Origin of the sequence: Aquimarina sp. BL5, from assembly GCF_003443675.1 — a bacterium.
Classification (GTDB): domain Bacteria; phylum Bacteroidota; class Bacteroidia; order Flavobacteriales; family Flavobacteriaceae; genus Aquimarina.
In genome coordinates, this window is sequence record NZ_CP031963.1 from 3303983 (window position 1) to 3328212 (window position 24230).

At 32.9% G+C, this 24230-nt stretch carries 23 protein-coding genes; 4 read left to right on the forward strand and 19 right to left on the reverse strand.

Annotation, left to right across the window (positions count from 1 at the left end; translation table 11 throughout):
* Positions 1 to 791 precede the first annotated feature (791 nt).
* On the forward strand, positions 792 to 1505 hold the full coding sequence (locus D1818_RS14010) for an SGNH/GDSL hydrolase family protein (protein WP_118459629.1): 714 nt from the start codon (positions 792 to 794) through the stop codon (positions 1503 to 1505).
* Here D1818_RS14010 and dprA read toward each other — a convergent pair whose 3' ends face one another.
* Entirely contained in the window at positions 1506 to 2609 is a 1104-nt protein-coding gene (gene dprA / locus D1818_RS14015; RefSeq protein ID WP_118459630.1) for a DNA-processing protein DprA, read from the reverse strand. It lies immediately after the preceding gene.
* Positions 2610 to 2817: 208 nt separating this feature from the next.
* Here dprA and D1818_RS14020 point away from each other — a divergent pair, with 208 nt between their 5' ends.
* Entirely contained in the window at positions 2818 to 3849 is a 1032-nt protein-coding gene (locus D1818_RS14020; protein WP_118459631.1) for an SPOR domain-containing protein, read from the forward strand.
* Positions 3850 to 4062: 213 nt separating this feature from the next.
* Complete coding sequence (locus D1818_RS14025; RefSeq protein WP_118459632.1) at positions 4063 to 4572, forward strand: acyl-CoA thioesterase; 510 nt, start codon at positions 4063 to 4065, stop codon at positions 4570 to 4572.
* A gap of 2 nt (positions 4573 to 4574) precedes the next feature.
* On the opposite strand, the gene D1818_RS14030 is transcribed toward D1818_RS14025, so the two are convergent.
* The 18 genes from D1818_RS14030 to D1818_RS14120 form a co-directional block, all read right to left on the reverse strand.
* Complete coding sequence (locus D1818_RS14030; protein ID WP_118459633.1) at positions 4575 to 5348, reverse strand: sulfite exporter TauE/SafE family protein; 774 nt, start codon at positions 5346 to 5348, stop codon at positions 4575 to 4577.
* A 7-nt stretch (positions 5349 to 5355) separates the two neighbouring features.
* Complete coding sequence (locus D1818_RS14035; RefSeq protein WP_118459634.1) at positions 5356 to 6585, reverse strand: murein hydrolase activator EnvC; 1230 nt, start codon at positions 6583 to 6585, stop codon at positions 5356 to 5358.
* Positions 6582 to 7355, reverse strand: a complete 774-nt coding sequence (locus D1818_RS14040; RefSeq protein ID WP_118459635.1) for a DUF4292 domain-containing protein — start codon at positions 7353 to 7355, stop codon at positions 6582 to 6584. Before D1818_RS14040 ends, D1818_RS14035 begins: the two co-directional genes overlap by 4 nt.
* Before the next feature lie 6 nt (positions 7356 to 7361).
* The gene (locus D1818_RS14045; RefSeq protein ID WP_118459636.1) at positions 7362 to 8738 is read right to left on the reverse strand and encodes a lipopolysaccharide assembly protein LapB; all 1377 of its coding nucleotides are present in this window, start codon (positions 8736 to 8738) and stop codon (positions 7362 to 7364) included.
* A 32-nt stretch (positions 8739 to 8770) separates the two neighbouring features.
* On the reverse strand, positions 8771 to 9787 hold the full coding sequence (locus D1818_RS14050) for a sugar phosphate nucleotidyltransferase (RefSeq protein WP_118459637.1): 1017 nt from the start codon (positions 9785 to 9787) through the stop codon (positions 8771 to 8773).
* Between the two features lie 28 nt (positions 9788 to 9815).
* Positions 9816 to 10250, reverse strand: a complete 435-nt coding sequence (gene dut / locus D1818_RS14055; RefSeq protein WP_118459638.1) for a dUTP diphosphatase — start codon at positions 10248 to 10250, stop codon at positions 9816 to 9818.
* A gap of 55 nt (positions 10251 to 10305) precedes the next feature.
* Positions 10306 to 11757, reverse strand: a complete 1452-nt coding sequence (locus tag D1818_RS14060) for an oligosaccharide flippase family protein (RefSeq protein ID WP_118459639.1) — start codon at positions 11755 to 11757, stop codon at positions 10306 to 10308.
* Positions 11758 to 11791: 34 nt separating this feature from the next.
* A complete protein-coding gene (locus D1818_RS14065; RefSeq protein ID WP_118459640.1) occupies positions 11792 to 12304 on the reverse strand; it encodes a hypothetical protein in 513 nt (170 codons plus the stop codon).
* Positions 12289 to 12942: a hypothetical protein gene (locus tag D1818_RS14070; protein WP_118459641.1), complete on the reverse strand. Its 654-nt coding sequence runs from the start codon at positions 12940 to 12942 to the stop codon at positions 12289 to 12291. The genes D1818_RS14065 and D1818_RS14070 overlap by 16 nt, the downstream gene beginning before the upstream one ends.
* A gap of 229 nt (positions 12943 to 13171) precedes the next feature.
* Positions 13172 to 15106 carry a hypothetical protein gene (locus tag D1818_RS14075; RefSeq protein ID WP_118459642.1) on the reverse strand — a complete coding sequence of 645 codons (1935 nt, stop codon included), beginning with the start codon at positions 15104 to 15106 and terminating at the stop codon, positions 13172 to 13174.
* 312 nt (positions 15107 to 15418) lie between these two features.
* On the reverse strand, positions 15419 to 17179 hold the full coding sequence (locus D1818_RS14080) for a right-handed parallel beta-helix repeat-containing protein (protein WP_158596978.1): 1761 nt from the start codon (positions 17177 to 17179) through the stop codon (positions 15419 to 15421).
* 335 nt (positions 17180 to 17514) lie between these two features.
* On the reverse strand, positions 17515 to 18375 hold the full coding sequence (gene atpG / locus D1818_RS14085; RefSeq protein ID WP_118459644.1) for an ATP synthase F1 subunit gamma: 861 nt from the start codon (positions 18373 to 18375) through the stop codon (positions 17515 to 17517).
* Positions 18376 to 18495: 120 nt separating this feature from the next.
* Positions 18496 to 20073, reverse strand: a complete 1578-nt coding sequence (gene atpA / locus D1818_RS14090) for a F0F1 ATP synthase subunit alpha (protein ID WP_118459645.1) — start codon at positions 20071 to 20073, stop codon at positions 18496 to 18498.
* 74 nt (positions 20074 to 20147) lie between these two features.
* Positions 20148 to 20675, reverse strand: coding sequence for an ATP synthase F1 subunit delta (atpH, locus tag D1818_RS14095; RefSeq protein ID WP_118459646.1), 528 nt, complete (start codon positions 20673 to 20675; stop codon positions 20148 to 20150).
* Between the two features lie 7 nt (positions 20676 to 20682).
* Positions 20683 to 21177, reverse strand: coding sequence for a F0F1 ATP synthase subunit B (locus D1818_RS14100; protein WP_118459647.1), 495 nt, complete (start codon positions 21175 to 21177; stop codon positions 20683 to 20685).
* An 87-nt stretch (positions 21178 to 21264) separates the two neighbouring features.
* Complete coding sequence (gene atpE / locus D1818_RS14105; protein ID WP_118459648.1) at positions 21265 to 21477, reverse strand: ATP synthase F0 subunit C; 213 nt, start codon at positions 21475 to 21477, stop codon at positions 21265 to 21267.
* Between the two features lie 45 nt (positions 21478 to 21522).
* Positions 21523 to 22584, reverse strand: a complete 1062-nt coding sequence (atpB, locus tag D1818_RS14110; RefSeq protein WP_118459649.1) for a F0F1 ATP synthase subunit A — start codon at positions 22582 to 22584, stop codon at positions 21523 to 21525.
* Between the two features lie 614 nt (positions 22585 to 23198).
* A complete protein-coding gene (locus D1818_RS14120) occupies positions 23199 to 23438 on the reverse strand; it encodes an AtpZ/AtpI family protein (RefSeq protein WP_118459651.1) in 240 nt (79 codons plus the stop codon).
* A 140-nt stretch (positions 23439 to 23578) separates the two neighbouring features.
* On the opposite strand from D1818_RS14120, the gene D1818_RS14125 reads away from it, so the two are divergent.
* Positions 23579 to 24229 (forward strand): 4'-phosphopantetheinyl transferase superfamily protein, encoded by a 651-nt coding sequence (locus D1818_RS14125; RefSeq protein ID WP_118459652.1) that lies wholly within the window; start codon positions 23579 to 23581, stop codon positions 24227 to 24229.
* Position 24230: the final 1 nt, after the last annotated feature.

The following is a 24230-nucleotide window of genomic DNA, read 5'->3' on the forward strand; positions in this document are numbered from 1 at the left end:
TTGGAGTAGTCATTAAATGGCTAACGTACAAGAATAAATAATTTATTATTTCCCACCCTTCGGGGTGGTTTTTTTGTTATATATCATTCCTAATAAAAGGATCATGATGCAACAAAGGTACAAATTTTTTGTATCTAAAAGTTAATAAATCCCCATTTTTTAGTTCTGCCTCACCCCTCTAAGAGAGTGTTCAAAGGGTTCGAGCCCTAGGCTAGTCACTAATATCTATTGTCCTTTTAACCAAAAATTCAAGTTATTACGGATTTCCTCATTAGGTCAATTTATTTTTAAAATAACTTTCACATCTATATTTAAAAACAAACTATGTGTGAAAAACCCGATTATTCAGCCCAATATATAAATAAAGCGCTTGAAGAATCTATTGAAGAAGCTTTTAACGATAGGATTAAACCTTCAAACAAAAAACATTCTAAATTTAGAATATGAACACGGTGTGAAGAAAGCAAAAATTGGTAGCTTCTCAAAAGGGTTGTAAATCACGTTACTTTATTCGGAATTATTACTCTTTTATTAATCAGAATACCTATCGTTTACAACCCTCTGGTTTTTATATATCTCTTATTGTTATTAATCATAGTTTTTAAAACAAAAAGTAATCTATTCGAAACAATTGTAGCTCCTTGTTTCTCGATATTCTTTTCGTATTTGTTATTCTATCTTCTGCCACTTACAATAATATTGATAAGCAAATAGATTGAGACAAACTTAATTGGTATATCAAAACATTAGTGCAGTAATAATTCTTAACTTTAGCTAAAAAGCTATTGAAAATGATTAAGAAAATAAATGCAATTTTATGTATACTCTTCATTCTCATTTTCGGATGTGCTTCTGATGATAACCTCCCTTTAGAAACCCAAGAAGAGGAAGAACAAACTGAGGAAACCAAAACTTTTTCCTTTTTAGCATTGGGTGACTCATATACCATTGGTCAAGGAGTTACTGAAGATGAAAGTTGGCCTTTTCAATTAAAAGACGCTTTTGCTACTCCAACCAAAAAAATTGAACAACTAACGGTAATCGCAAGAACAGGATGGACCACAAGTAGCCTTATTACCGCAATAGAAGAAAATGAACCGCAAAATCACGATCTCGTTTCTTTACTTATTGGAGTGAATAATCAGTTCCAACGCGGAGACTTTACCGTCTTTCGAACCGAGTTTGATTTGCTTTTAGATAAAGCTATTTCCCTAGCAAATAACCAAATAGATAATGTAATTGTTGTTTCCATACCAGATTATGGAGTTACTCCTTTTGGAACCAATAATAGCGAAACAATTGCTTCGGAAATTGATACTTATAATGCCTATATAAAACAAAAGTGCACTGAGGCTGAAATAATATTTATCGATGTGACCTCTATTTCCAGAGATCTAGGCGATTCTGAAGGATCTTTAGCCACAGATAATCTGCATCCTAGCGGATATCAATACGGTTTATGGGTAGAAAAGATCTTACCTATAGTCAAAGAAATTTTAAAGTGATTAAATCGTTTCAAACAATTTTCCCGGCAATGGTCTAATTACTCCTTTCAATTCCATATTTAACAACATAGACGCCACTTTAAATGTAGGAATTTCGCATTGTAATGCAATAATATCCAGTAATTCTTTTCCGTTCTTATTAAGGAAATTATAAATTTTCTTTTCATCTCCTTCTAACTCCACAAAAAGCTGTTTTTGAACAATTGGTTGTTCCTTTTCCTCCAACTCCCAGTTAAGCATATAAATAAGATCCGCTGCACTAGTTAGCATATGTGCTCTTTGCGTTTTGATCAGTGCATTACATCCTGAACTAAGAGTATCTCCTACTCTCCCTGGAACGGCAAAAACTTCTCGATTATAAGAATTTGCTATTTCGGCAGTGACCAAAGAACCTCCTTTATCAGCACTTTCGATAACAATGGTAGCTTCGCTTAGTCCTGCAATAATACGATTACGGCCTAAAAAATTATTCCTGTCAAAAGTATCTGTACTCCAGAAGTCGGTAAAAAACCCTCCATTTTCTTCGATCTGTGGCATATACCTTTTGTGTGTCTTAGGATATATTTGATTTAATCCGTGAGCTAGGCAACCTACTGTTTGCAGGTTATGCTTTATTGCTGCTTTTTGGGCAGTGATATCAACGCCATACGCAAAACCTGATACAATAACCGGGTTTAAAGGAACGAGCGTTTCAATCAGCTCCTCACAGAATTTCACTCCATAACTAGTTACTTTTCTCGTACCTACAATACTTAACATCCTTTTCTTTTTCAGATCGATGTTTCCTCTGCTAAACAACACTACAGGACTATCAATACAATACTTCAGTTTTTCAGGATACTCCGACTCGTCATAGGCCATATAATTGATATTGTTATCCAATACAAACTGTAACTCATTTTCTGCCGCATTCTGATGCTCTTTATTCTGAATTTCCTTAATCTTTACTGTTCCAATTCCATCAATCTTTAACAAATTAGACGGTTTTTCTTTCAGAACCTCCTCGGCAGAACCAACTTCTCTTATCAGTTTTTTGATAGAACTATCGCCTAGATTCGGTGCTTTTTTTAAGGTAAGTAGTGCAATTAATTTTTCTGTGGTCATGTAATCTGTTATAAGTCAGCACAAGAAACGAAAAAAATCAAAACTGTTAATAAAATCAGGGGGTATAGTTATTATTAGAACCAATTTTTTTTACCTTTGAGTAACCATTAACCAAGCTAATTTTTCAAGTTAAAACTAAATAGATTTACTAAATCTTCTAAATTAGTTTACGCTGAAAATATTAGATAGCATTTTAAGAAAGGGGACGATGAATAATACGGCAAAATACATCAGTGAGTTATTATATAGATATGAATGTGTAATCTTACCAGGTTTTGGTGCTTTTCTAACAAAGCGTCAACCTGCAATGATTCAGGAATCAACTCATGCTTTTTTTCCACCTCAGAAATTAATTTCTTTTAATAGCCAACTACAAAATAATGACGGATTGTTAGCAAATTATATGGCTACAGCCGAAAACATATCTTATACAGATGCAGTTGCTAAAATTCAGCGTTATGTACTATCATTAAATAATAAAATGGCCGTTGGTCAACGAGTGGAATTAGATGGTATTGGTTCTTTTTTTACATCTGTTGAAGATACATTACAGTTTGAACCTTCTCAGGATACAAATTACCTTACAGAGGCTTTTGGTCTGAATTCTTTTATATCTCCATCAATTGTTAGAGAAGAAGAAAAGACTACGCCAAAAGTAGTGGTCGCCCAAGTAACTCGCGAAGCTTACAAAGAAGAAGTGCAGGCTATTGAAGAAACTACACCTATTGCATTTACACCAGAAAGAAGACGTGAGCGTCCGTATCTTAAATATGCAGCTGTAGCTGCTGTGTTTATTGGAGTTGTTGGATTTATAGGATTGGATCAGTTTAATAAGCAAGTTGATTTAGAAAATGATCGTATTTCTTCAAATGCAGAAAAGGAAATTGAAAATAGAATTCAGGAGGCTACTTTTGAAATCGCAAGTCCATTGCCTGCTATCAACCTTACTATTATTAAAGCCGAAGAAACTAGTTCTGAAAACTCTAAAGCTATAGCTGTTAATACAGCTGGAAAATATCACGTGGTTGCAGGCGCATACAGAATTAAAACTAATGCTAACAAAAAAGTACTTAAACTAAAAGCTAAAGGTTTTGAAGCACGTCTGATTGGAGTAAACAAATACGGTTTACATCAAGTAGTTTATAACAGCTATGAAAACAGACTAGAAGCTTTAAAAGCATTACAAAATATCAAAAAACAACAAGATCGCCGTGCTTGGCTACTAGTTCAAGAACGTTAATTCTTATTTATTAAAAATATTTTTCTTACTTAATCCTTCATAAATATTATGTTTCAGTACTAATTTTTAGTTCTGAGGTAGATTTTTTTTATTTTTTTACAAAAACATTGAAAACACATTAATTCGTCAAAATGACTGGATATCAGTTTTCTGTCTTTGTATAGTCAATAGTTTGTTGTACCTGATTATCTTTGCCAAAAATTACCAAAATCTATGGAAACCAGATATCCTTCAGAATCTAGAACTATATTAACCGACCTTGTTTTACCAGGAGAAACAAATCCGCTTAACAATCTTTTTGGAGGAGAATTATTAGCACGTATGGACCGTGCAGCAGGTATTGCTGCAGGGAGACATTCCAGAAGAATTGTAGTAACAGCTTCGGTAAATCACGTAGCATTTAGCAAAGCAATCCCATTAGGGAGTGTCGTTACTGTAGAGGCAAAGGTTTCTCGTGCATTTAAATCATCTATGGAGGTGGTAATAGATGTTTGGATAGAAGACCGTCAAAGCGGTGATAAAACTAAAGCAAACGAAGCTATATATACCTTTGTTGCCGTAAACGAAAGTGGTGCTCCAGTATCTATCCCTTCTATCAAACCGGAAACCGAATTAGAACAGCAACGTTATGACGCTGCATTACGTCGTAAACAATTGAGTCTGGTTCTTGCAGGTAAGATGAAACCGGATGATGCTACAGAATTAAAAGCGCTATTTACTTAATTTTACAAAAATCCTAATCCTAAGGCAATAGAGATTAGGATTAACATGATAGCTACTACAATTTGCAAAAATTTTAAGGTAACTTTCTTTAATAGTTTATTACCAATAAAAGCGCCTGCGATAGCAGATAATGTAGCACAAATTACCAACGCTAAATTATCACCAATTCCAGATTCTGAAACATTAGTAGCATAGACACTGAGTCTGGTAAAATCTACAAAGGTAGAAACCACCACTGCTGTTCCGATAAAAGCTTCTTTAGAAAGTCCTGCTTTGATAAGAAAAGCTGTTCGCAAAGCTCCCTGATTTCCAGAAAGTCCACCAAAAAAACCACTTAAAGCACCTCCTAGCGGAAGCTTTTCTTTGCCAAATTTTAGATTTGAGAAATACGGAATCAAATCCATACTCGCGAAAATTATCAATAAAATTGATATTATAAACTTCACAGGATATACTTCAAAGGTTTTATCAAATAAATTATATGTAAAAAGTGGTTTTATATCTGGAATGTTTACTAGTACCCAAGCTCCAGCAAATGCTGCAATAACCGCCGGAATCCCAAAACGTAATAAAATGGATTTGTTAGCATTCTTTCCAACAAGAAATAACTTAAAAACATTATTAAAAAAGTGAACGACACCAGTTAATGCAATGGCAATTTCTACAGGAAAGAAAATCATCAACACAGGCGTTAGGATAGTTCCTAAGCCAAATCCTGAAAAAAAAGTAAGTATGGAAACTAAAAACGCTACGAGCGAAATGATGATGATTTCCATTGTTCAATCACATTTTATAAATCCAAGATTGCGGATTTAATTTCTTTGTATCCTTAAAGATCAAGAATTTCATAATAGCGCGTCCAGTAGCAGGATTTACACGCACTTCTCCAATACTTTGTTTGGTTAAGAGTTTCTGACCTTCTTTTACCGAAATATTTTCCAGATTGTAATACACTGTAATATAATTACCATGTCTTACGTGAACCAGTCTTCCCGCGCCTTTCAGTTTCTGAATAGCCATTACTTCTCCTTCAAAAATGGCTCTTGCTTTTTCTCCTGGCCTTGTTTCCAGTTCTACTCCACTGCTATTAATCTGTATGTTTGGTAATGTAGGGTGTGGCTGACGTCCATATTTTCTTGTTAGCTTACCTGTACCAACTGGCCAGGGAAACTTTCCTTTATTGGATGTAAAATTATCTGCAAGCTTTTTATCCTCTGGAGTTAATGCAAAAGTTGTTGCAGATCCTTTTTTGGATGCTTTCTTTCCTGCTTTTTTATTCGCTTTTGCAATGGCTTCTCGAATTAATTTATCAATAGCTTTATCAAGAGCACTTGCTTGTTCTTGTTTTTTCTTTATTTCTTTTTTATACGTCCCTTCTTTTTTTCGAATAGATGCCATTAAGGCTTGCTGTTGTTTTTTCTCTTCTTTTAATTGCTCCTGAGCATCTCGATTCTCTTCTACGAGCAATTGTTTATTTTTTTTCCTCTCCAGCAAACCTCTATTTAGCGTCTGAAGCTCTTCTGCACGTGTTTGTATTTGATCCGCCTGTTCTTTTCGATGCTCATTATATTGCTTCATATACTGAAGTCGTTTATAAGCCTGAGTAAAATCCGATGATGACAACAAAAACATAATCTTGCTTTGTTGGGATTTACTTTTATAAGATTTTACAATCATTCTGGCATAATCCTTTTTTAAGACCTTTAACTCATCACGATACGACCCCATCTTTTTGAGATTGTTGTTAATCTCTCTTGTCAATAGATTTGCTTGTTGATTGGTAATTTTTATAAGGTTTTGTCTAGTGCTTATTTGAGAATTTAGCGTTTCTACTTCATCAAGCACAGAACGCTCTTTGAGTTTGGTATCAGCGAGTAACGATCTCATCTGCTCAATCTGTTCTTTTAGACGACGACGTTGCTCTTCTAGCTGTTGTTGCTTCGCGCTTTGAGAAAATGATGGAATACTAACTAGTAGCATTCCGAATATGTATATAATTTTTTTCAGCTTCATTCTATAGTCACTTGCTCGTATCCTGATGGTATTTTAAACGGAAAACTTACCTTAGCATTGTAATCTACACTACGATAATCTATCATTATGATAGTTTTGGCTATTCCTTCTGAGGCTATAACACTTATTTCTTTTGGAAAATCTTGATTTCCAACTTTTTGGTAACTACTATAATTAACGAGCAGGTTTCTGTTTTCTATAGGCTGCTTTAGCTGTTGGGAGAATATTTTAAAACTATCTGGATTCAATACGAATAATCGTTCGAATAGTTCAAGTTCTTTTTTGGGATTAAGTCTATATTTTTGATTTTCTATGGATGATACATACTTCTCATCTTTAAGATTGAATAAGGCCTGACCAAGTAATAGTTGTTGAACTTTTTCAAAGTCTAAGTCAGTTCCAAGCCATTCACTAATGATCTTAAAATCTCCTTCAAAATAGGTGTTATTAATTTTTTCGTAATAACTTACTTTTTCTGGAGTAATAAGCACCTTAGCAAGGGTAATTCCCAGTAATTTTGCACTTACCCATATTTTCTTATCCTTTTCTATACGTAAAGTCACATTTGGACTAAATGATTGTTTACCATCATCATATCTTACTTTTATCTTAGCATTGATTGTGGTAAAGTCAAAAGCTTTATTATAGTGATTAGCTACAATTTTTTCTGTCCTTAGCTTTTTAATTGTGGCTCCTGAAATTGCTTTAGTACCTTTACAAGATTGCAGTATAATTAGCGAAAAACATAACAAATAAAATATTCTATTCATTACCTTTTATGATTTTTTTTTAAGTTGAAAGGATCTCTCTTTATATTCTGAAGCTTTTACTTCATTTCCCATTTTTAGATACGCCTGACCAATTTGATCGTAAAAATCTGACTCCATCTTAAGATCATCAATGATATAATCCATACCAATACCTAAAATGTCTATTGCTTCTTCATAATCATTTAGATTAATTAAAGAAACTCCATTTACCAAATACAAAATTGGTTGAGAAGGATACATTTCTATTGCAAGTTCGCTTCCTACTTTTGCTTTTTCATATCTCTTTAAATCAAGTTGCAATAATAACATCTTTCTTAGAATTCCAAAATTATTGGCATTATCCTTAATTCCCCTTTCATAATAATTAAGTGCCAACTCTTTTTTATCTTTTCCATAGAAATAATTTCCTATTTCTGTAAACACTTTACTACTTTCTGAGTCTTCAGAAAATACTTTAGTTACTTCGATAAGTTGCGATTCATAATTTGGATTTTTATCTACAAACATCAAGAAGTCATTAACGATTTTATATTTTGATTCCATATCAATCTCATCACTTGACAACACTATTTTCATCGATTTAATCGCTTCTTTCGGCATATTATCATCCAAGTAGAACTTATACAAAGCTAAATGAGCCAATTTTGATTTTGGTTTTTGTTCAAGAAGCATTTGAGCAGTTCCAAAAGCCTTTTCAACCTGATTATCCTGACTATATAAGTAAATCAGATTTAAATAGTTTTGTTCCTCCTTAGGGTTTTCCGCTATCTTCTTTTGCAACTTGGTGATCTGAGAATCAGGGTTACTAATTTTTAACGCTATTTTTTTTCTTAATTTATCTCTATACGAATCTATCCCTAGTTCTTCTATTAACTCATCTACGACTTTAAGCGCATCATCATATCTTTCTTCTAGAAAATAGAGATTGGCCAATTGTTCTTTATATCTACTATCAAATGTTACTAGTTTTTCAACTACTTCTACAGACTCTGAATACTTCCTCTCTTTAAAATACACTTCGAATAATAGTTCTAAAACATATTTATTGTTTGGTTTTTCCTCTAAGACTTTTTTAAAATTGATAATAGCTTGATCATATTTTTTTAAATCCAAGTAATTCTTCCCAAGCTCATAATATAATGCAATAGGTTTTGGATTTGTAGAGATACATTTTTCCAGAGCGTTAATTGCCTTATCATAGTTAGTAATCGCACGTTGCTTTAATGCTTCGAAGAAGCTTTCTCGAAATTCATCAGACACATCACCAAGGTCATCCAAGATCTCTACTTTCTTAAGAGGTTCTGGTTCTTGAGAAAAGCCAATATTCATAGCTCCTCCCATAAAGACTATACAAATTACAATATGTCGCCAATATTTAGTCATACAAATTTTTCAAAAGCAATATAAATCACAAATTATTCCAAAGTAGAATAGTCACCAATACTAATCGTTGTATACTTTCCGTCGTAATACACATGATTTCCAATCATAGCATTGTCTAAGTTAGCATTTTTTATGACAGTTTGGTTCTGTACTAAACTATTTTTAATATCACTATCTTCTATGGTACAACCATCTCCAATAGATACGTTAGGCCCAACTGATCCATTCTTAATAATCACTCCCTTTCCTATATGACAAGGTGGTATAATGGTTGCATTTTCTAATACAACATCATCACTGACCAATTTTTCTCCATCTTTTTCTAAAAAACCTAGCATTCTAGTATTGGTTTCTACGGTCACATTCTTGTTTCCACAATCCATCCACTCTTCTACCTGACCAGTAACAAATGTTTTGCCATCTGCCATCATTCTCTTAATACCATCATTAATTTGGTATTCTCCACCATTGATAATGTTATTATCCAATACATGTTGTAGCTCACTTTTTAACACCGCAATATCTTTAAAATAATAGATTCCTATCACGGCGAGATCAGAAACAAACTCCTTTGGTTTTTCAACCAACTCTACAATTTCCTTCTTATCATTAAGTTTCACCACTCCATATGCTTCTGGCTGATCAACTTGTTTTACCCAAATAACGGCATCTGCATCTTTGTCTAAATTAAAATCGGCTCTAATCAGTGTATCTGCATATGCTACAACCGCTGGTCCAGATAATGAGTCTTTAGCACACATGATAGCATGACCTGTTCCTAGTGGCTGATCTTGTCTATAAATAGAAGCTTTAGCACCAAGTTCTTCTGCAAGTGCTGTTAAACTTTCTACAACATCATCTCCAAAAAATGCAGGATCTCCTAATATAAAAGCAATTTCATCTACTGGTTCTCCTAAAACTTTTGCTATATCGGAAACTAACCGATGAACAATCGGTTTTCCTGCTACAGGGATTAAAGGTTTAGGAACCGTAAGTGTATGAGGTCTTAATCGAGAGCCTCTTCCTGCCATTGGTACAATGATTTTCATTCTTTATATTGATTTTTTGATTGGTTGATTATTTAACTCCTGTACTTCCAAAGCCACCTGCTCCTCTTGAGGTTTCTGACAACTCTACTACTTCATTCCACTCGGCTCTTTCGTGTTTCGCGATTACTAACTGCGCGACTCTTTCTCCGTTTTCTATAACAAAATTCTCATTAGACAGATTCACTAAAATAACTCCAATTTCTCCTCTGTAATCAGCATCTACTGTTCCTGGAGCATTTAATACAGTAACTCCCTTCTTTGCGGCTAGTCCACTTCTAGGACGTACTTGCGCCTCATAACCTACAGGTAATTCAATGAACAGTCCCGTTTTAACGATGGTTCTCTCTAAAGGTTTTAGTGTTATAGATTCACTTATGTTTGCTCTTAGATCCATTCCAGCAGAAGCGATCGTTTCGTAATGTGGTAACTTGTGTGATGATTTGTTGATAATATTTATCTGCATAATGTTTTATATAAATCACTGTCATCTCTAGACTCCGCTCGAGAAAACAGAAAAATTATCTTTTTAATAGTTGTTTTAATTCCTTTTTTTCCGAAGCATACAAAATTACTAAAAACACTAGTAATAAGGGGATAGAAATCATATAATTACTATCAAATATATAAAACGAAATGATTGAAAAACCAATCGATAATGCTAAATACATTCCTATTTTTTTCAGATCATATGGAATTGGATAATATTTCCTTCCTAAGTACCACGATAGTATCATCATAGAACCATATGCTGCCAAAGTAGCTATAGCCGAACCTACATAAGTATATTCTGGAATTAGTAGAAAGTTAAGAAGCAATGTAACTATTGCTCCAAAAACAGATATATATGCTCCAAATCTGGTTCTATCCGTCACTTTATACCATACGGATAAATTATGGTAAACTCCTAGACAGAAATTGGCTAATAGAATGAAGGGAACAATTTTTACCGCTTCCCAATAGGATGCATCTCTTAAAAAAGCAATTTTCAAAATATGGACAAACACAATCACGAACAAGAAGATAAAAGATCCTAAAATCACAAAATACTTAGTAATCCTAGCATAGGTTTCTGGTGCGCTTTTATTCTCGGCATAATTAAAGAAAAATGGCTCTATTCCTAACCTAAAAGCTGTAGCAAATAATGTCATAAACAAAGCTAACTTGTAACAAGCTGAATATACACCAACCATATGTTCGGCCACATTTTCTGGTAATAAATGATCTAATAAAATTCTATCAAATGTTTCATTGATAGAATATGCTATTCCCGCTATCAGAATTGGCATGGCGTATTTCATCATTTTTTTCCACAATATTCGATCAAAACGATATTTAATCTTAGTATAGAAAGGCAACAGCATAAGTAATGTAAATCCGCTCGCAATCAGATTAGAAATAAAAATGTAGCTTATCTCATAATTTTCTTTATAAATCGTATCTAACGAAGAAAAATGAAATGAAAGTTCTTTTAAGTACAGTAAGAAAAAAATGTTAAGCCCAAAATTAATGGCAACATTGGCTATTTTAATAACTGCATATCGCATCGGGCGTTCCTTTGCTCTAAGCCAAGAAAATGGAATAATAACCAAAGCATCCAGTAGTAATATCCAAATTACCAGATTTATATACTCCAACTTAATATCTATCCAAACTGATATTTGCTCTTTCAACAGAAAAGCGATCACTAAGAATACAAAAGATGAAGTAGCTATGGATATTGCAGAAGTGCTGACTACTTTTTCCTTGTCCGATTCTTTATTAAAGAACCTAAAAAAGGCTGTTTCCATTCCGTATGCTAATATCACGTTGAAGAGTACGAAATATGAAAAGATAATTGAAACCTTACCATACTCCTCTGTTGGTAACTGATTAGTATATAATGGTACCAAAAGAAATGACAACATGCGCGGTAGCACTGTTGCCATTCCGTATATAAATGTTTGTTTAAAAAGTTTTTGAAAAATTCCCAACTGCTATTTAATTGTGGCTCTAAAAATACAATTTTTATTGCCTTGGACGCATTGGATATGCTTTCAATTCCTTCTCTTGTAACTTATCCAGTTTAAAATATCCTTTTGCACCATTCTTAACGTACGCAATTATACATTCTCCTTCTTTAAGCTCGAATGGTATTTTTTCTTCGATTTCAGAGACTTTGTTATTATATTCTTCCTTTGGATCACTACTCATAACGATATCCTTTCTAACTGTTTTAGGATCCGTATATCGTCCGCTATAAACAGATGTACTGTTGTCAAAGCTAAGCTTTACCTCTTTCCCTTTGAAATAAACCGTTTCTAATTGTATATCAGAAGTTCCATCTACTGGAAGATACACCATAAAACCAGCTCCGCCTCCTCTGACACCAGAAACCCAATTTTGGAAATAAGCGTCTTTAAATTGTAGTGGTGCTGTTTCGTCAATTTTTTGACTTGTGGCACATTGCGTAAAAGTGACCAAAATACTTAGTAAACCAATTTTGGTAATAATTGTTTTAAGGTTTATTCTTTGTCCCATTTTTTCTTTAAATGTTCACGATATTTTTCCTTCATCTTCTTTATATCTCTAGTATTAAAGACAAGGTTCATACCAAAATTGAATGCTACTCCAGAAAACAACTTGGTGTCATCACCATTGGTAATGTTTAATCCATACATATACGGAAGACCAAATTCTAATTCCAGACATTTAGCAAATCTATAATTAATTCCAGCTCCGGCTGTTAACAGCAATAAACCTCCACTATTATCCTCAATAGCAATATCAACAGGATCGTTTGCCTTATATCGAATAGCACCGATTCCGACTCCGGATTCAAAATAGAAACTAAATTTACCGCTATTAATTGCATGTTTCCTAAAAGAAGGAATAAAACCGTATGCCTGCACTTCTGCATCTCTTCCGTTTTCTTGTTCAATATCTTGAGGAAATAACACGAAAGCGGATGTATTAATTGCGAATCGCTCGGACACATAATAGGATAAACTTTGTTTAGCAGCGATTCCGCTATAACCGTTACCAAAATCCATAAGTGGAACGCCCGCGATCCCCATTTTTATATCACCTGCTTCATAAAGGGTTTCTGATTCTTGTGCATTTAGATTTGATACGAAAGTTGCGATAATAAATAGCGCAAAGAGTCTAGTTGTTTTCATTTTTCTTTTTTCCCTTAAAGATAGAAAACGAAAATGTGGTTTATCATAAAAAAAACAAAAAAGAGGCTGTCTGAAAAGTGAACAAAACCTAAAATTGTCAGTCTGAGCCTGTCGAATACATTTTGAAAATCAACAGATTAAAAACTTCGACACTTGTCCGCCTCTGGAGGAAGCTCAGTTTGACATAGTAAAGTTACTTTCCAGACGTCCTCTTGTATGCTATAAGCTTCTATTGAAGATCTAAAACCAAGGTTCCTGAACCTGCATAATTACTATAACCAGCAACTTCAACATAATAGGTTCCAGAAGACAAAACCCCGTTGATATTATTATAATCACTTCCATTTAAATAATTACCATTACTATCATATAAATAAATGTAATCATCATAATTCTCATTTATAATTTCAAAAGCATAGGAAGCCTGAGAATCTATATTAAATTGATATCTTATTTTTCTATCAATCTCACCTGTGGTATTAAAATTAAATGATTGATTATAAGGTATTGAAAGAGCACCTAGATCAACATCAGACTCATTTGGAGTGCTAAGAACAATATCTAAGATGCCAGAAACATCATTATAGTCTTGATTTACAATTTCTAAATAATAACTTGCTGCATTCAAATTTTCTCCATAAATATTTCGATAACCTCCATTTACATAGTTATCATTACTATCATATAGATTCACATATGTCCCCGTTATAGTTGTAAAAGAATAACCAGTAGATTCATTAAGCTCAAATAAGTACCTTACTTTACCATCAGGTTCTGAAGTTGACACGCTAAAATCTATTGAGTCAGAATAGGGAGTTGACAATACACCTAGATCTACATTTGTTGCGTCTGAATCTTTAAGAACGAGTGTAAAAGAACCAGAATCAACATTATTGTAATATTGAAGAACTTCTAGATAATAGGTTCCTGACTGGATCGTTTCAATAGATGCTCTTCTATATCCAGATGTTATGAAGTTTCCGTTTATATCTCGAAGTTCGAAATTGACATTACTTTGGGAGAAGGCTGAAACACCAGTCTCTTCATTAACCTGAAAGGTATAACCAATTTTATTATCCGGTTCATTGCTTGGTATGGAGAAATTCAAAACCTCTTCATAAGGAACTCCTAATGTTCCTAAATCAACATCTGATTCTTTAGGATCTTTTAAAACAAACGTTAGTGTACCCGACGAATTTGAATTATTATAGTACTCCCCTATTTCTAAATAATAAGTCCCAGGATTTAAAGATTCTCCAGATATTCTTTGGGAATTCCCAGTTATATAATTTCCTTGATCATTAAACAATGTTAGCTGTAAATATTCATCAGACTGAATAACATACCCTGTATTTTCCTCTATCTGGAAAGAGTATCCAATTCTACGATCTACCTCTTCTTCATTGAACACATATTCTACAGAACTATCATGTGGAAGTGTTAATATCCCCAAATCAACATCGGTAGCTCTAAAGTTAAAACTTTTGCTAATTTCTGTTACTCCTCCATCTCTATCGTTAGCTACAACCTTAATGATAATTTCATCATCAACATATTGCGAATAATTCTCATTATAAGATACATTACCTAAACCATCATAATCATCTGATCCAATAATATAATTTTCCTTTATTATCATATCATTTAGATACACATCATAAGACAAAATGTCTCCATCTTCGTCTATCGCCTGATACCAAGAAACTTCTAACCAGTTATAATATGAAAAATCAAAATTAATATTTCCAAATTCAAAGGTACCTGGGTTTCTATTGACAAAAACATTACGTTTTACTATAGATTCTTCGGAAACACCACCATTACTATCGTACGCCTTAATGCTAATTATTAATTCCAGGCTTAGACCTTTTTGGAAATCCCTTGATCTGTTAGTTAATAAATTTGCTAAGTCAAATTCTGTTGATAATTCTGAAGTTTTATCGGCTACTACTCTATCGTTAATTACAACATCATAAGATAACTCATCATTATTAACATCTTCTGCTTCTGTCCAACTTATTTTCACAAGGGTTCCTTCAACTACTTCTGCCTCAATATTCGAAACTTCCATTGGAGGAAGGTTTCCTATAGCATCATCATCACTCCCACATGATGATATTATAATGCTTAGACATACACAAAATAGATTGATAAATTTTTTCATAAAAAGTGGTTTTAAAAATTAATGTTTAGTACTTGATAGTAAGTGCCTAAATCGAGGGAAATGTTACCCTTAAAAATCACTTTTTATTGATATTTCAACGAAATATGGAAATAAAAAAAACTCGACAAAATTAATGTCGAGTTTTTAAGATATATTCTCTTTTTTAAGACTATTTATTGAAATTATAAAAATGTCCGTTTATGAAATCAATGCCTCTGCATCATCAACAATCTCTTAGATTTCGTTAGGAATAGAAGTCTATCTAGCTTTATTATATCGTAAATTTAAATAAAATCAAGTTAATTATAGAATTTAATTTTTAACGGTCTGATTCTCTATTATCATTATATCATCAAAACTATCTTGATTAAAATCATTTACTTCAAATTGAATCAAAAAATTGGTATTCATTTTAATCCCTGGCACAAAAATCCAAGGTTCAGCAGTATTATCACTATAAGCTATAAAAAATTGATTATCTCTAAGGGTCAATAAATCCGTTTTTTTATCTCCGTTGAAATCACCTAATCCGTGAATTGAATCCAATACAATATCAGAATCAACAATTGGTTCCCACTCCCATAAATCAACTGAATTATTTCCAAAAGCTATATACAGAATTTCACCTGTTGTTCTTAATATATCTGAAATTCCATCTCCATTAAAATCACCGATTTTAATATCATCTAATCTTGCTTTTGAATTGGCAATTATTTGCCATTCAAATGGATTTGAAACATTTCCACTATATGCTACAAAAAAATTAGTGCCATTAGCTCTCAATATATCCGTAGTACCATTACCATCAAAGTCACCAAATTTCAAATCCTTTTTAGTATATACAGAATTTACATTTAAAGAATTCCATTCAAAAGGGTTTGAAACATTTGCGCTATATGCAATAAACCAATTACTTCCGTTTGATCTAAAAATATCAGTTATACCGTCTCCATTGAAATCCCCCATAGACAAATCCTCAAAAGGTATTTGCGAGCTACTTAAAATTTCAGGGTTACTTTTTCTCCTTGATGTTCCAGAAGAGTTACGAAATTCATACATTTTCCAATTACTATCATCGTTATATAGTATAGAACTTTCTCCATTATCGCTAAATTTTCCTAAAAACATATTGTCAAATCCCAAATTAGCATCGGTACCTATTCTATACCAAGGTTCCATACCTCTCCAAGAAACATAAAAACCTTTATTTTGTGATTCGTAATGATTATTTGATGCGTCAAAATTCCCAAAATTATGAACCTGTCTTATAGCCTTTTCCTCTAAAGGATAATCCAGAAAATTATTATGTTCTATTTTGCAAAAGTCATTCGGAATTCCCCTAATTCTTATTCCTGGTTGAGTACTACATGGAAATTCTCCACCTTTCCCTATAAAATTATTATGATGTATATAAATTTCTCCCCCAGCAATAGTTTCTGGGTCATTATTCCCTCCTGCATGCATATCAATGCCATGAGCAATTGCATTTTCCATAACAAATTCATTATTTCTAATCTCGTAACTATCGTAATTTCCCTGTCCATCACTATTTCCTGTTCCAGCTATATGGTGTCGATTCCTATCAAACTTATTGCCCCCTATAATAGTAGATGAACCATTAGTTAAAACAACCCCGTAACCCAGATTCTCTGCTTCGTTATGATGGATCGAATTATTTGTTATTCTACAGTTCTTCGCTTTGTTAAGTCTTATTCCTGCGTTATTCCACCCAACTATTTCACTGTTGTTTAACGTAAAGTTATCAGAATTCAGCACTTCAATACCGACTCTAAAATAATCTAAAACAGGTTCATCTGTTGCACATTTTATTGGAGGATCTGGATAAGGTCCTTCAATTTTTAAATTTTGAATTGTAACATTATCATCTATAATTTTAAAAACTATAATTTCTTCAGGGCTTTGAGTATTTGAGAATTTAAGTTTTGGAATATTATCTTCCCCAATACAAGAATCTCCAGAAATAATAACTCCTTTTGGTAATTCTATTGGTAAATTATCAGAATTTATAGAAATATCGTTTTTAATAAGTATAATTGAATTCTCAGGAATCAATTGTTCCGGATTTTGCAGATGATTAATAAAATCAATTTCGTTTTCAATAATTATTGTACTTTCTGATTCAGAAATACAGTTCTTATTGTTTTTTTTCAGAAATTAAAAGTTTTTCATTCTCTAAATAACCATTTGTTTCGCAGGAAATCACCTGACAAAAGATTACTATAATTACTGTAAGCTTAAAGACCTTTTTCATAGAAAATTAATTTAATACTATATTATTTAGTGCCTTTTTTAATAAAAATGTTACCATAGAATTTTATAAATATTTTTAACAAAAAAACCTCATACATCAATGTGTATGAGGTTTATATGTAATTTTTGAAATATTCTTAATTATTCAACGCTTCCGCACCACCAACGATCTCCAGGATCTCATTAGTAATAGAAGCCTGTCTTGCTTTGTTATATTGTAACTTAAGTGCATCTCTTAATTCTGTAGCATTATCAGTTGCTTTATGCATTGCTGTCATACGAGCTCCGTGCTCTGAAGCAAAAGAATCGCGAATTGCCTTATATAATTGTGTTTTAAGTGACTTAGGAATCAATTGCTCTACAATCTCTTCTTTAGATGGCTCAAAAATATAGTCTAAATTAGCGCTTTTCTCACCCTCTACTGGCACAATCGGTAGAAACTGCTCTGTAGTTACTATCTGAGTTGCAGCATTCTTAAATTTGTTATATACAACGACTACTTTATCATAAGAACCGTTCATAAACAACTCCATTAGCTCTTCTGCAATATCTGCAACATTAGCAAATGTAAGATCATCAAAGACTTCACTCTTATTGGCAATGACCGTATGGGTTTTAGAAACAATATCATTTACTTTCTTACCGATAGTAACAAAATCAACTTGTTTCCCTGCATATACATTTTCGTATAGCTCTCTTGAACCTTTGATAATGTTCGTATTAAAAGCACCTGCCAAACCACGATTAGAAGCAATTGCCACCACTAAAACTTTGTTTACCTCACGTTGTTCAGAGAATGAGCTTGCACTATCTCCTTCCAAAGAAGCGCTTAAACTCTGTAATAATTCAGTAAGTTTATCTGAGTAAGGACGCATAGCAGTAATTGCCATCTGTGCCTTATTCAACTTTGCAGCCGATACCATTTTCATGGCACTGGTAATTTGCATCGTTGAGGATACAGAGGTAATTCTACTACGTAATTCTTTTAAATTTGCCATTTTTCTTAGTATTGAGTATTGAGTAGTTAGTAGTTAACACTTTCTAAAACAATACTTTTCTAATATTATAACTTTTACAAAATACAGAGTACTAAAAATCTTAATACTCTGTACTCAATACTACTTATATTTTGCTGAAATCTCTTTACAAGCTGAAAGTAATACGTCTGTTACTTCATCTGTTAATTTTCCAGCTTTCAAAGTGTCTAATGTATCTCTATGTTTTGCATTAAGATACTCAATAAAGTCACTTTCGAATTCTTTGATTTTATTTACCGGAACGTCTCTTAATAAGTTCTTAGATCCAGCATAGATGATTGCAATCTGATCTTCTACTGTATAAGGATCATTCTGAGCTTGCTTTAAGATCTCTACGTTACGCTTACCTTTTTCGATAACATTTAAAGTAGCCGCATCAAGGTCAGAACCAAACTTAGCAAATGCTTCTAATTCACGGAACTGTGCTTGATCTAGTTTTAACGTACCTGCTACTTTCTTCATTGATTTAATCTGTGCGGATCCACCTACACGAGATACAGAGATACCCACGTTAATTGCTGGACGAACACCAGAGTTAAATAAATCTGAAGTTAAAAATATCTGACCATCAGTAATCGAAATTACGTTAGTTGGTATATATGCCGATACATCACCTGCCTGCGTTTCGATAATTGGCAATGCAGTTAATGATCCACCACCTTTTACTTTACCTTTTAAAGAATCTGGAAGGTCATTCATATCCTTTGCAATACTATCATCTGCAATTACTTTTGCAGCACGCTCTAATAATCTAGAGTGAAGATAGAATACATCTCCAGGATATGCTTCACGTCCTGGTGGACGACGTAACAATAATGATACCTCACGGTATGCTACCGCTTGCTTAGACAAATCATCATAGATAATCAAAGCTGGACGACCTGTATCACGGAAATACTCACCAATTGCAGCACCTGCAAATGGAGCATATACCTGCATTGGAGCAGGATCAGAAGCATTAGCCGCAACTATTGTTGTATACGCCATTGCTCCTTTATCTTCTAATACTTTTGCAATACCTGCTACTGTAGAAGCTTTCTGTCCGATTGCTACATAAATACAGTAAACTGGCTCACCAGCATCATAAAATTCTTTTTGGTTCAGGATCGTATCAATACATACGGTTGTTTTACCAGTCTGACGGTCACCGATTACCAACTCACGTTGTCCTCTACCCACTGGTACCATCGCATCAATAGATTTAATTCCAGTTTGTAATGGTTCAGTTACCGGCTGACGAAAAACTACACCAGGAGCTTTACGCTCTAATGGCATTTCGAAAGTTTCACCTTCAATCGCACCTTTACCGTCTATTGGATTACCTAAGGTATCCACTACACGACCTACGATTCCTTCTCCAACATTGATGGAAGCAATTCTTTGTGTACGTTTAACTGTTACACCTTCTTTTACTTCTGTTGAAGAACCTAAAAGTACTACCCCAACATTATCTTCTTCAAGATTCAGTACGATTCCTTCTAGTCCAGATTCGAATTCTACTAACTCTCCATATTGAGCGTTAGACAATCCGTATACTCTGGCGATACCATCACCAACTTGTAATACTGTACCTACTTCTTCTAGTGAAGCCGTAGCTTCAAATCCAGATAATTGTTGTTTTAATATTGCTGATACTTCAGCAGGATTCACTTCTGCCATTTTATAATAGTTTGTAAAAACGAGCCGAAATGCTCATTCTCTTATTATTAAATTTTTATTGTTAAAGTAATTTATTAATTACTCAATTCTCTTTTTAAACTTGTTAGCTTATTAGCTATACTAGCATTATACTGTAAATCTCCTACCCTAAGAATAAATCCACCAATGATACTTTCATCGATAACATTTTCTATAGTAGCTTCATTACCCGTTAGTTCTTTTACTTTAGCCATTACTTTAATACTTAATCCTTTATCTAAAGGAACAGCGGTTGTAACTGTGGCAACTTGAGTATTGTTTAACTCATCAAATAAAACAATGTATTGCTTAGCAACATCGTCTAATAGATTCACTCTTTTATTTGTAATTAGCGTATCAAAAACTTTTTGAGTAAGATCTCCTGTGTTTTTGAAAATCTCATGCAAAGAAGCTAGCTTTACTTCGCTTTTGATCAAAGGGCTATTCAATACCATTTTGAGCTCAGCACTACTATCTATAGTAGCGATAATACTTTGCATATCTTTCTGAACATCTTCAGTAGCATTTTTATCTTGAGCTAAACTCAAAACTGCCTTAGCATAACGTATTGCTGCTCTACTCATCTTATGATTAGTTTAAGGTAACATCTCCTAACATAGACTCTACCAACGCTAGTTGCTTGTCTTTGTCAGCTAATTCTTTTCTCACTACTTTTTCTGCTATCTCCACAGAAAGTCCGGCTACCTGACTTTTCAGATCAGCAATCGCAGCTTTCTTTTCACTTTCTATAGTAGCTTGTGCTTGCGCAACAATCTTATCAGCTTCTGTCTGTGCTTCAGCTTTTGCATCTGCAATCATATTCTCTTTAAGCTGTCTTGCTTCTTTAAGCATTCCATCTCTTTCTGCAAGAGCTTCATTAAGGATACGCTCATTATCAGCCTGAAGGTTTTGCATTTCCTTTCTAGCCGCTTCAGCAGATTCTAATGCAGTTTTAATTCCTTCTTCTCTTTCTTTTACAGCACCCAATATAGGTTTCCAAGCAAACTTTCTAAGGATTATTACTAAAGCTAAAAAAGCAATAGTAACCCAAAAAAGTAATCCAATCGCTGGTGTAATTAAATCCATATTTCTTAATTCTTATTTTTCTTAAATTGTACTATTATAACTCTTGTGGCACCAACCGCACCACAAGAGTTATTAGCTTAGATTTTATTAGTTTCCAAGGCCTAATAAAGAAACTACAATTCCAAACATCCCAGCTCCTTCAATAAATACAGCAGCAATAATCATTGCAGTTTGTATTTTTCCAGCGGCTTCTGGTTGTCTAGCCATAGCTTCCATAGCTTGTCCACCAACTTTTCCGATACCTAGACCTACTCCTAATACTGCAAGTCCAGCTCCTAATGCGGCAATACTACCAATCATAATAATAAAATTTAAAAATTAAACTTTTAACCAATATTTTCTTTTCTAATGATGATCTTCTTCTACAGCCATTCCTATAAACAGTGCTGTTAAAAATGTAAAAATATATGCTTGCACGAATGCAACAACAAATTCCAAAATCATAATAAACACAGCAAGTAACATCGATGGAGTTCCAGCCCATTTAAAAATAAAAATTAAGGATACTAAACTCAATATAATGATATGTCCTGCTGTAATGTTTGCAAACAAACGAATCATTAATGCGAATGGTTTCGTGAATATCCCTACGAACTCTATCGGAGCCAAAATCAACTTCATTGGAGCGGGAACTCCCGGCATCCAAAAAATATGTTTCCAATAATTTTTATTTCCACTAAAATTAACAATCAACAAGGTTAGGACTGCAAGCACCATTGTAGTAGCTATGTTTCCAGTAAGGTTAGCTCCTGTAGGCATTAATCCTAATAAATTGTTAACCCATATAAAGAAAAACAATGTCAATAAATAAGGAACGTATTTTTGATATTTTTTCTCATTTATCAAAGATTTTGCGATATCATCTCTAACAAAGACAATTAGAGGCTCCATAAGACCTGTAAATCCGGAAGGAACCAAAGATTTTTTATAACTTCTTGCCACTGTAGAAAAAATTATTACTAATAAAAAAACAGAAATAAACATAGATGTCACATTCTTAGTAATAGAAAAATCTAAAGGTTTAATCGCATTGGTAGGGTGATGCTCCTCATCAAATGTTACAGATGATGCATCAGAATTCAATTGATATATCTTACCATGTAACTTAACGAAATTCATTCCTTTCTTAGAAACTATAAGCTTCCCAGCATCATCGTGGTGAAACTCACTTGATAAAAAAGAAACAATTCCATTATCTGTATAAAGAATAACTGGCAGTGGAATGGAAAGAGCATCTTCTCCTTCGCCATAAATATGCCATTCATGTGAATCCGCAATATGATGCATGATCATTTCAACAACATTGAATCCTTCTTTTTCTTCTTTTTTATCACTAGCCATTGCTATTACAGGCATGGAAAGAAATAATACTAGAATTAAATTTTTGATAGACTTAGCGATCATCATAATTTATATCATTATCTAAAAAAATATACTGCTCTTAAATTTCGTGCAAATGTACGTTTTTAATTAATAATACAAATTCTAAAATGGCTTTTTTATTATAGAACGGATGTAGACTTTTTTTTTTGAAGTAAAAACAACTTTTTATTATTGTTTTTACCAATTTTTTAAAGCCCCTTTTTATTAATCACCTTAAGAACGATAAAAGTCTCAAATGCCAAATACATAAAATAGGGTATAAAAAAAACTAATATGTTTACTAGATTAAACATCTCTTTATTTCTAATCAATGGGATTAAAAAAAACAAAGATAACATCATCTTCATAAAGCTACCTCCTAAAAAAACAAGCCCTGCCTTATCAGGAAAGTCCTGTTTTACATAAACGACCAACAAAACGATTAATAATGTAGTTATGAAGAAAAATAAGTGTACACTCCAAGTGGGATAATAGAATTCGATAGATTGTATTAAAAATAAATCTAAAAGTTTATGGATAGAAAAAAGTAAAATAGAAAAAGCCAACAATGACTTTAAAAAGCTACTAAAAAATGATTTCACTATAGTTTATTTTTGACATTCTGACCACAAATTACGTGTATTTTTATAATCTAATCCTTATTCTTTATTGTTATTTTTATTTAGTTGTCTTATTGCCTGATACATAGATAAACATACAAATAAAAGTGAAAAAACAATTGTATAAGCTCTATATTTGTTTGGATATTGACTATCTAACGACAATCCAATAAAGACACCTATACCAATAACCGCAGCCATTTGAAAAGCCATACCTGTAAACCGTGCAAAACTACTGAGGCGATTGTCTTTGTTTTTTTGATTCTTTTCGTCTTTCATTTATTAAAAAGTACAGTTTCCTTATCACTAATTATCAAAAATTTTGATAATTTAAAAATAGTTTTTGACATTTATTTAAATACTAATGTTTTTCTATATTTAAAAATCGATATTTTTTATGCTTTCAAACTATCCATCACATGATTTTGATTTTATATACCGAAATATACAAATCTTCTCATAACTCAATACTTGACACTTACTTGCAATCACTTCCTTTAGAAATGCAACAAAAAGCTAAAGCATATATTAGATGGCAGGATCAGCAGGCTTCCATCCTAGGAAAATTATTAGTAAAAAATGGTTTTGAAATATTTAATTCAATCAAAGATCCCCTAATGCACATTGAACAGAATTCTTATGGAAGACCTTTTGTGAAAGGAGAATTGGATTTTAATATTTCGCATTCAGGGAAATATGTCATCTGCGTATTTAGTGATATGCACAAGGTAGGTATTGACATTGAAGAAATGAAGCCAATAGATTATTTAGATTTTAAGTCTCAGATGTGTGATGAAGAATGGAACAGATTATTACTTTCTAATAATAAAATGGATGAGTTCTATAAATATTGGACCAGCAAAGAAGCGGTTATCAAAGCTATTGGCAAAGGGTTAAGTATTCCTCTTAAATCATTTATTATCAATAACAACGAAACTTCTATGGAGCAGGATTTTTGGTTTTTAACACCGTTAAAAATTGATAAAACTTATAGGTGTCATCTAGCATTAAACAAAAAAATATCAAAGGAAAAGATGATTATTGTCCGAAAAGACTTTCCACAGTTATAGG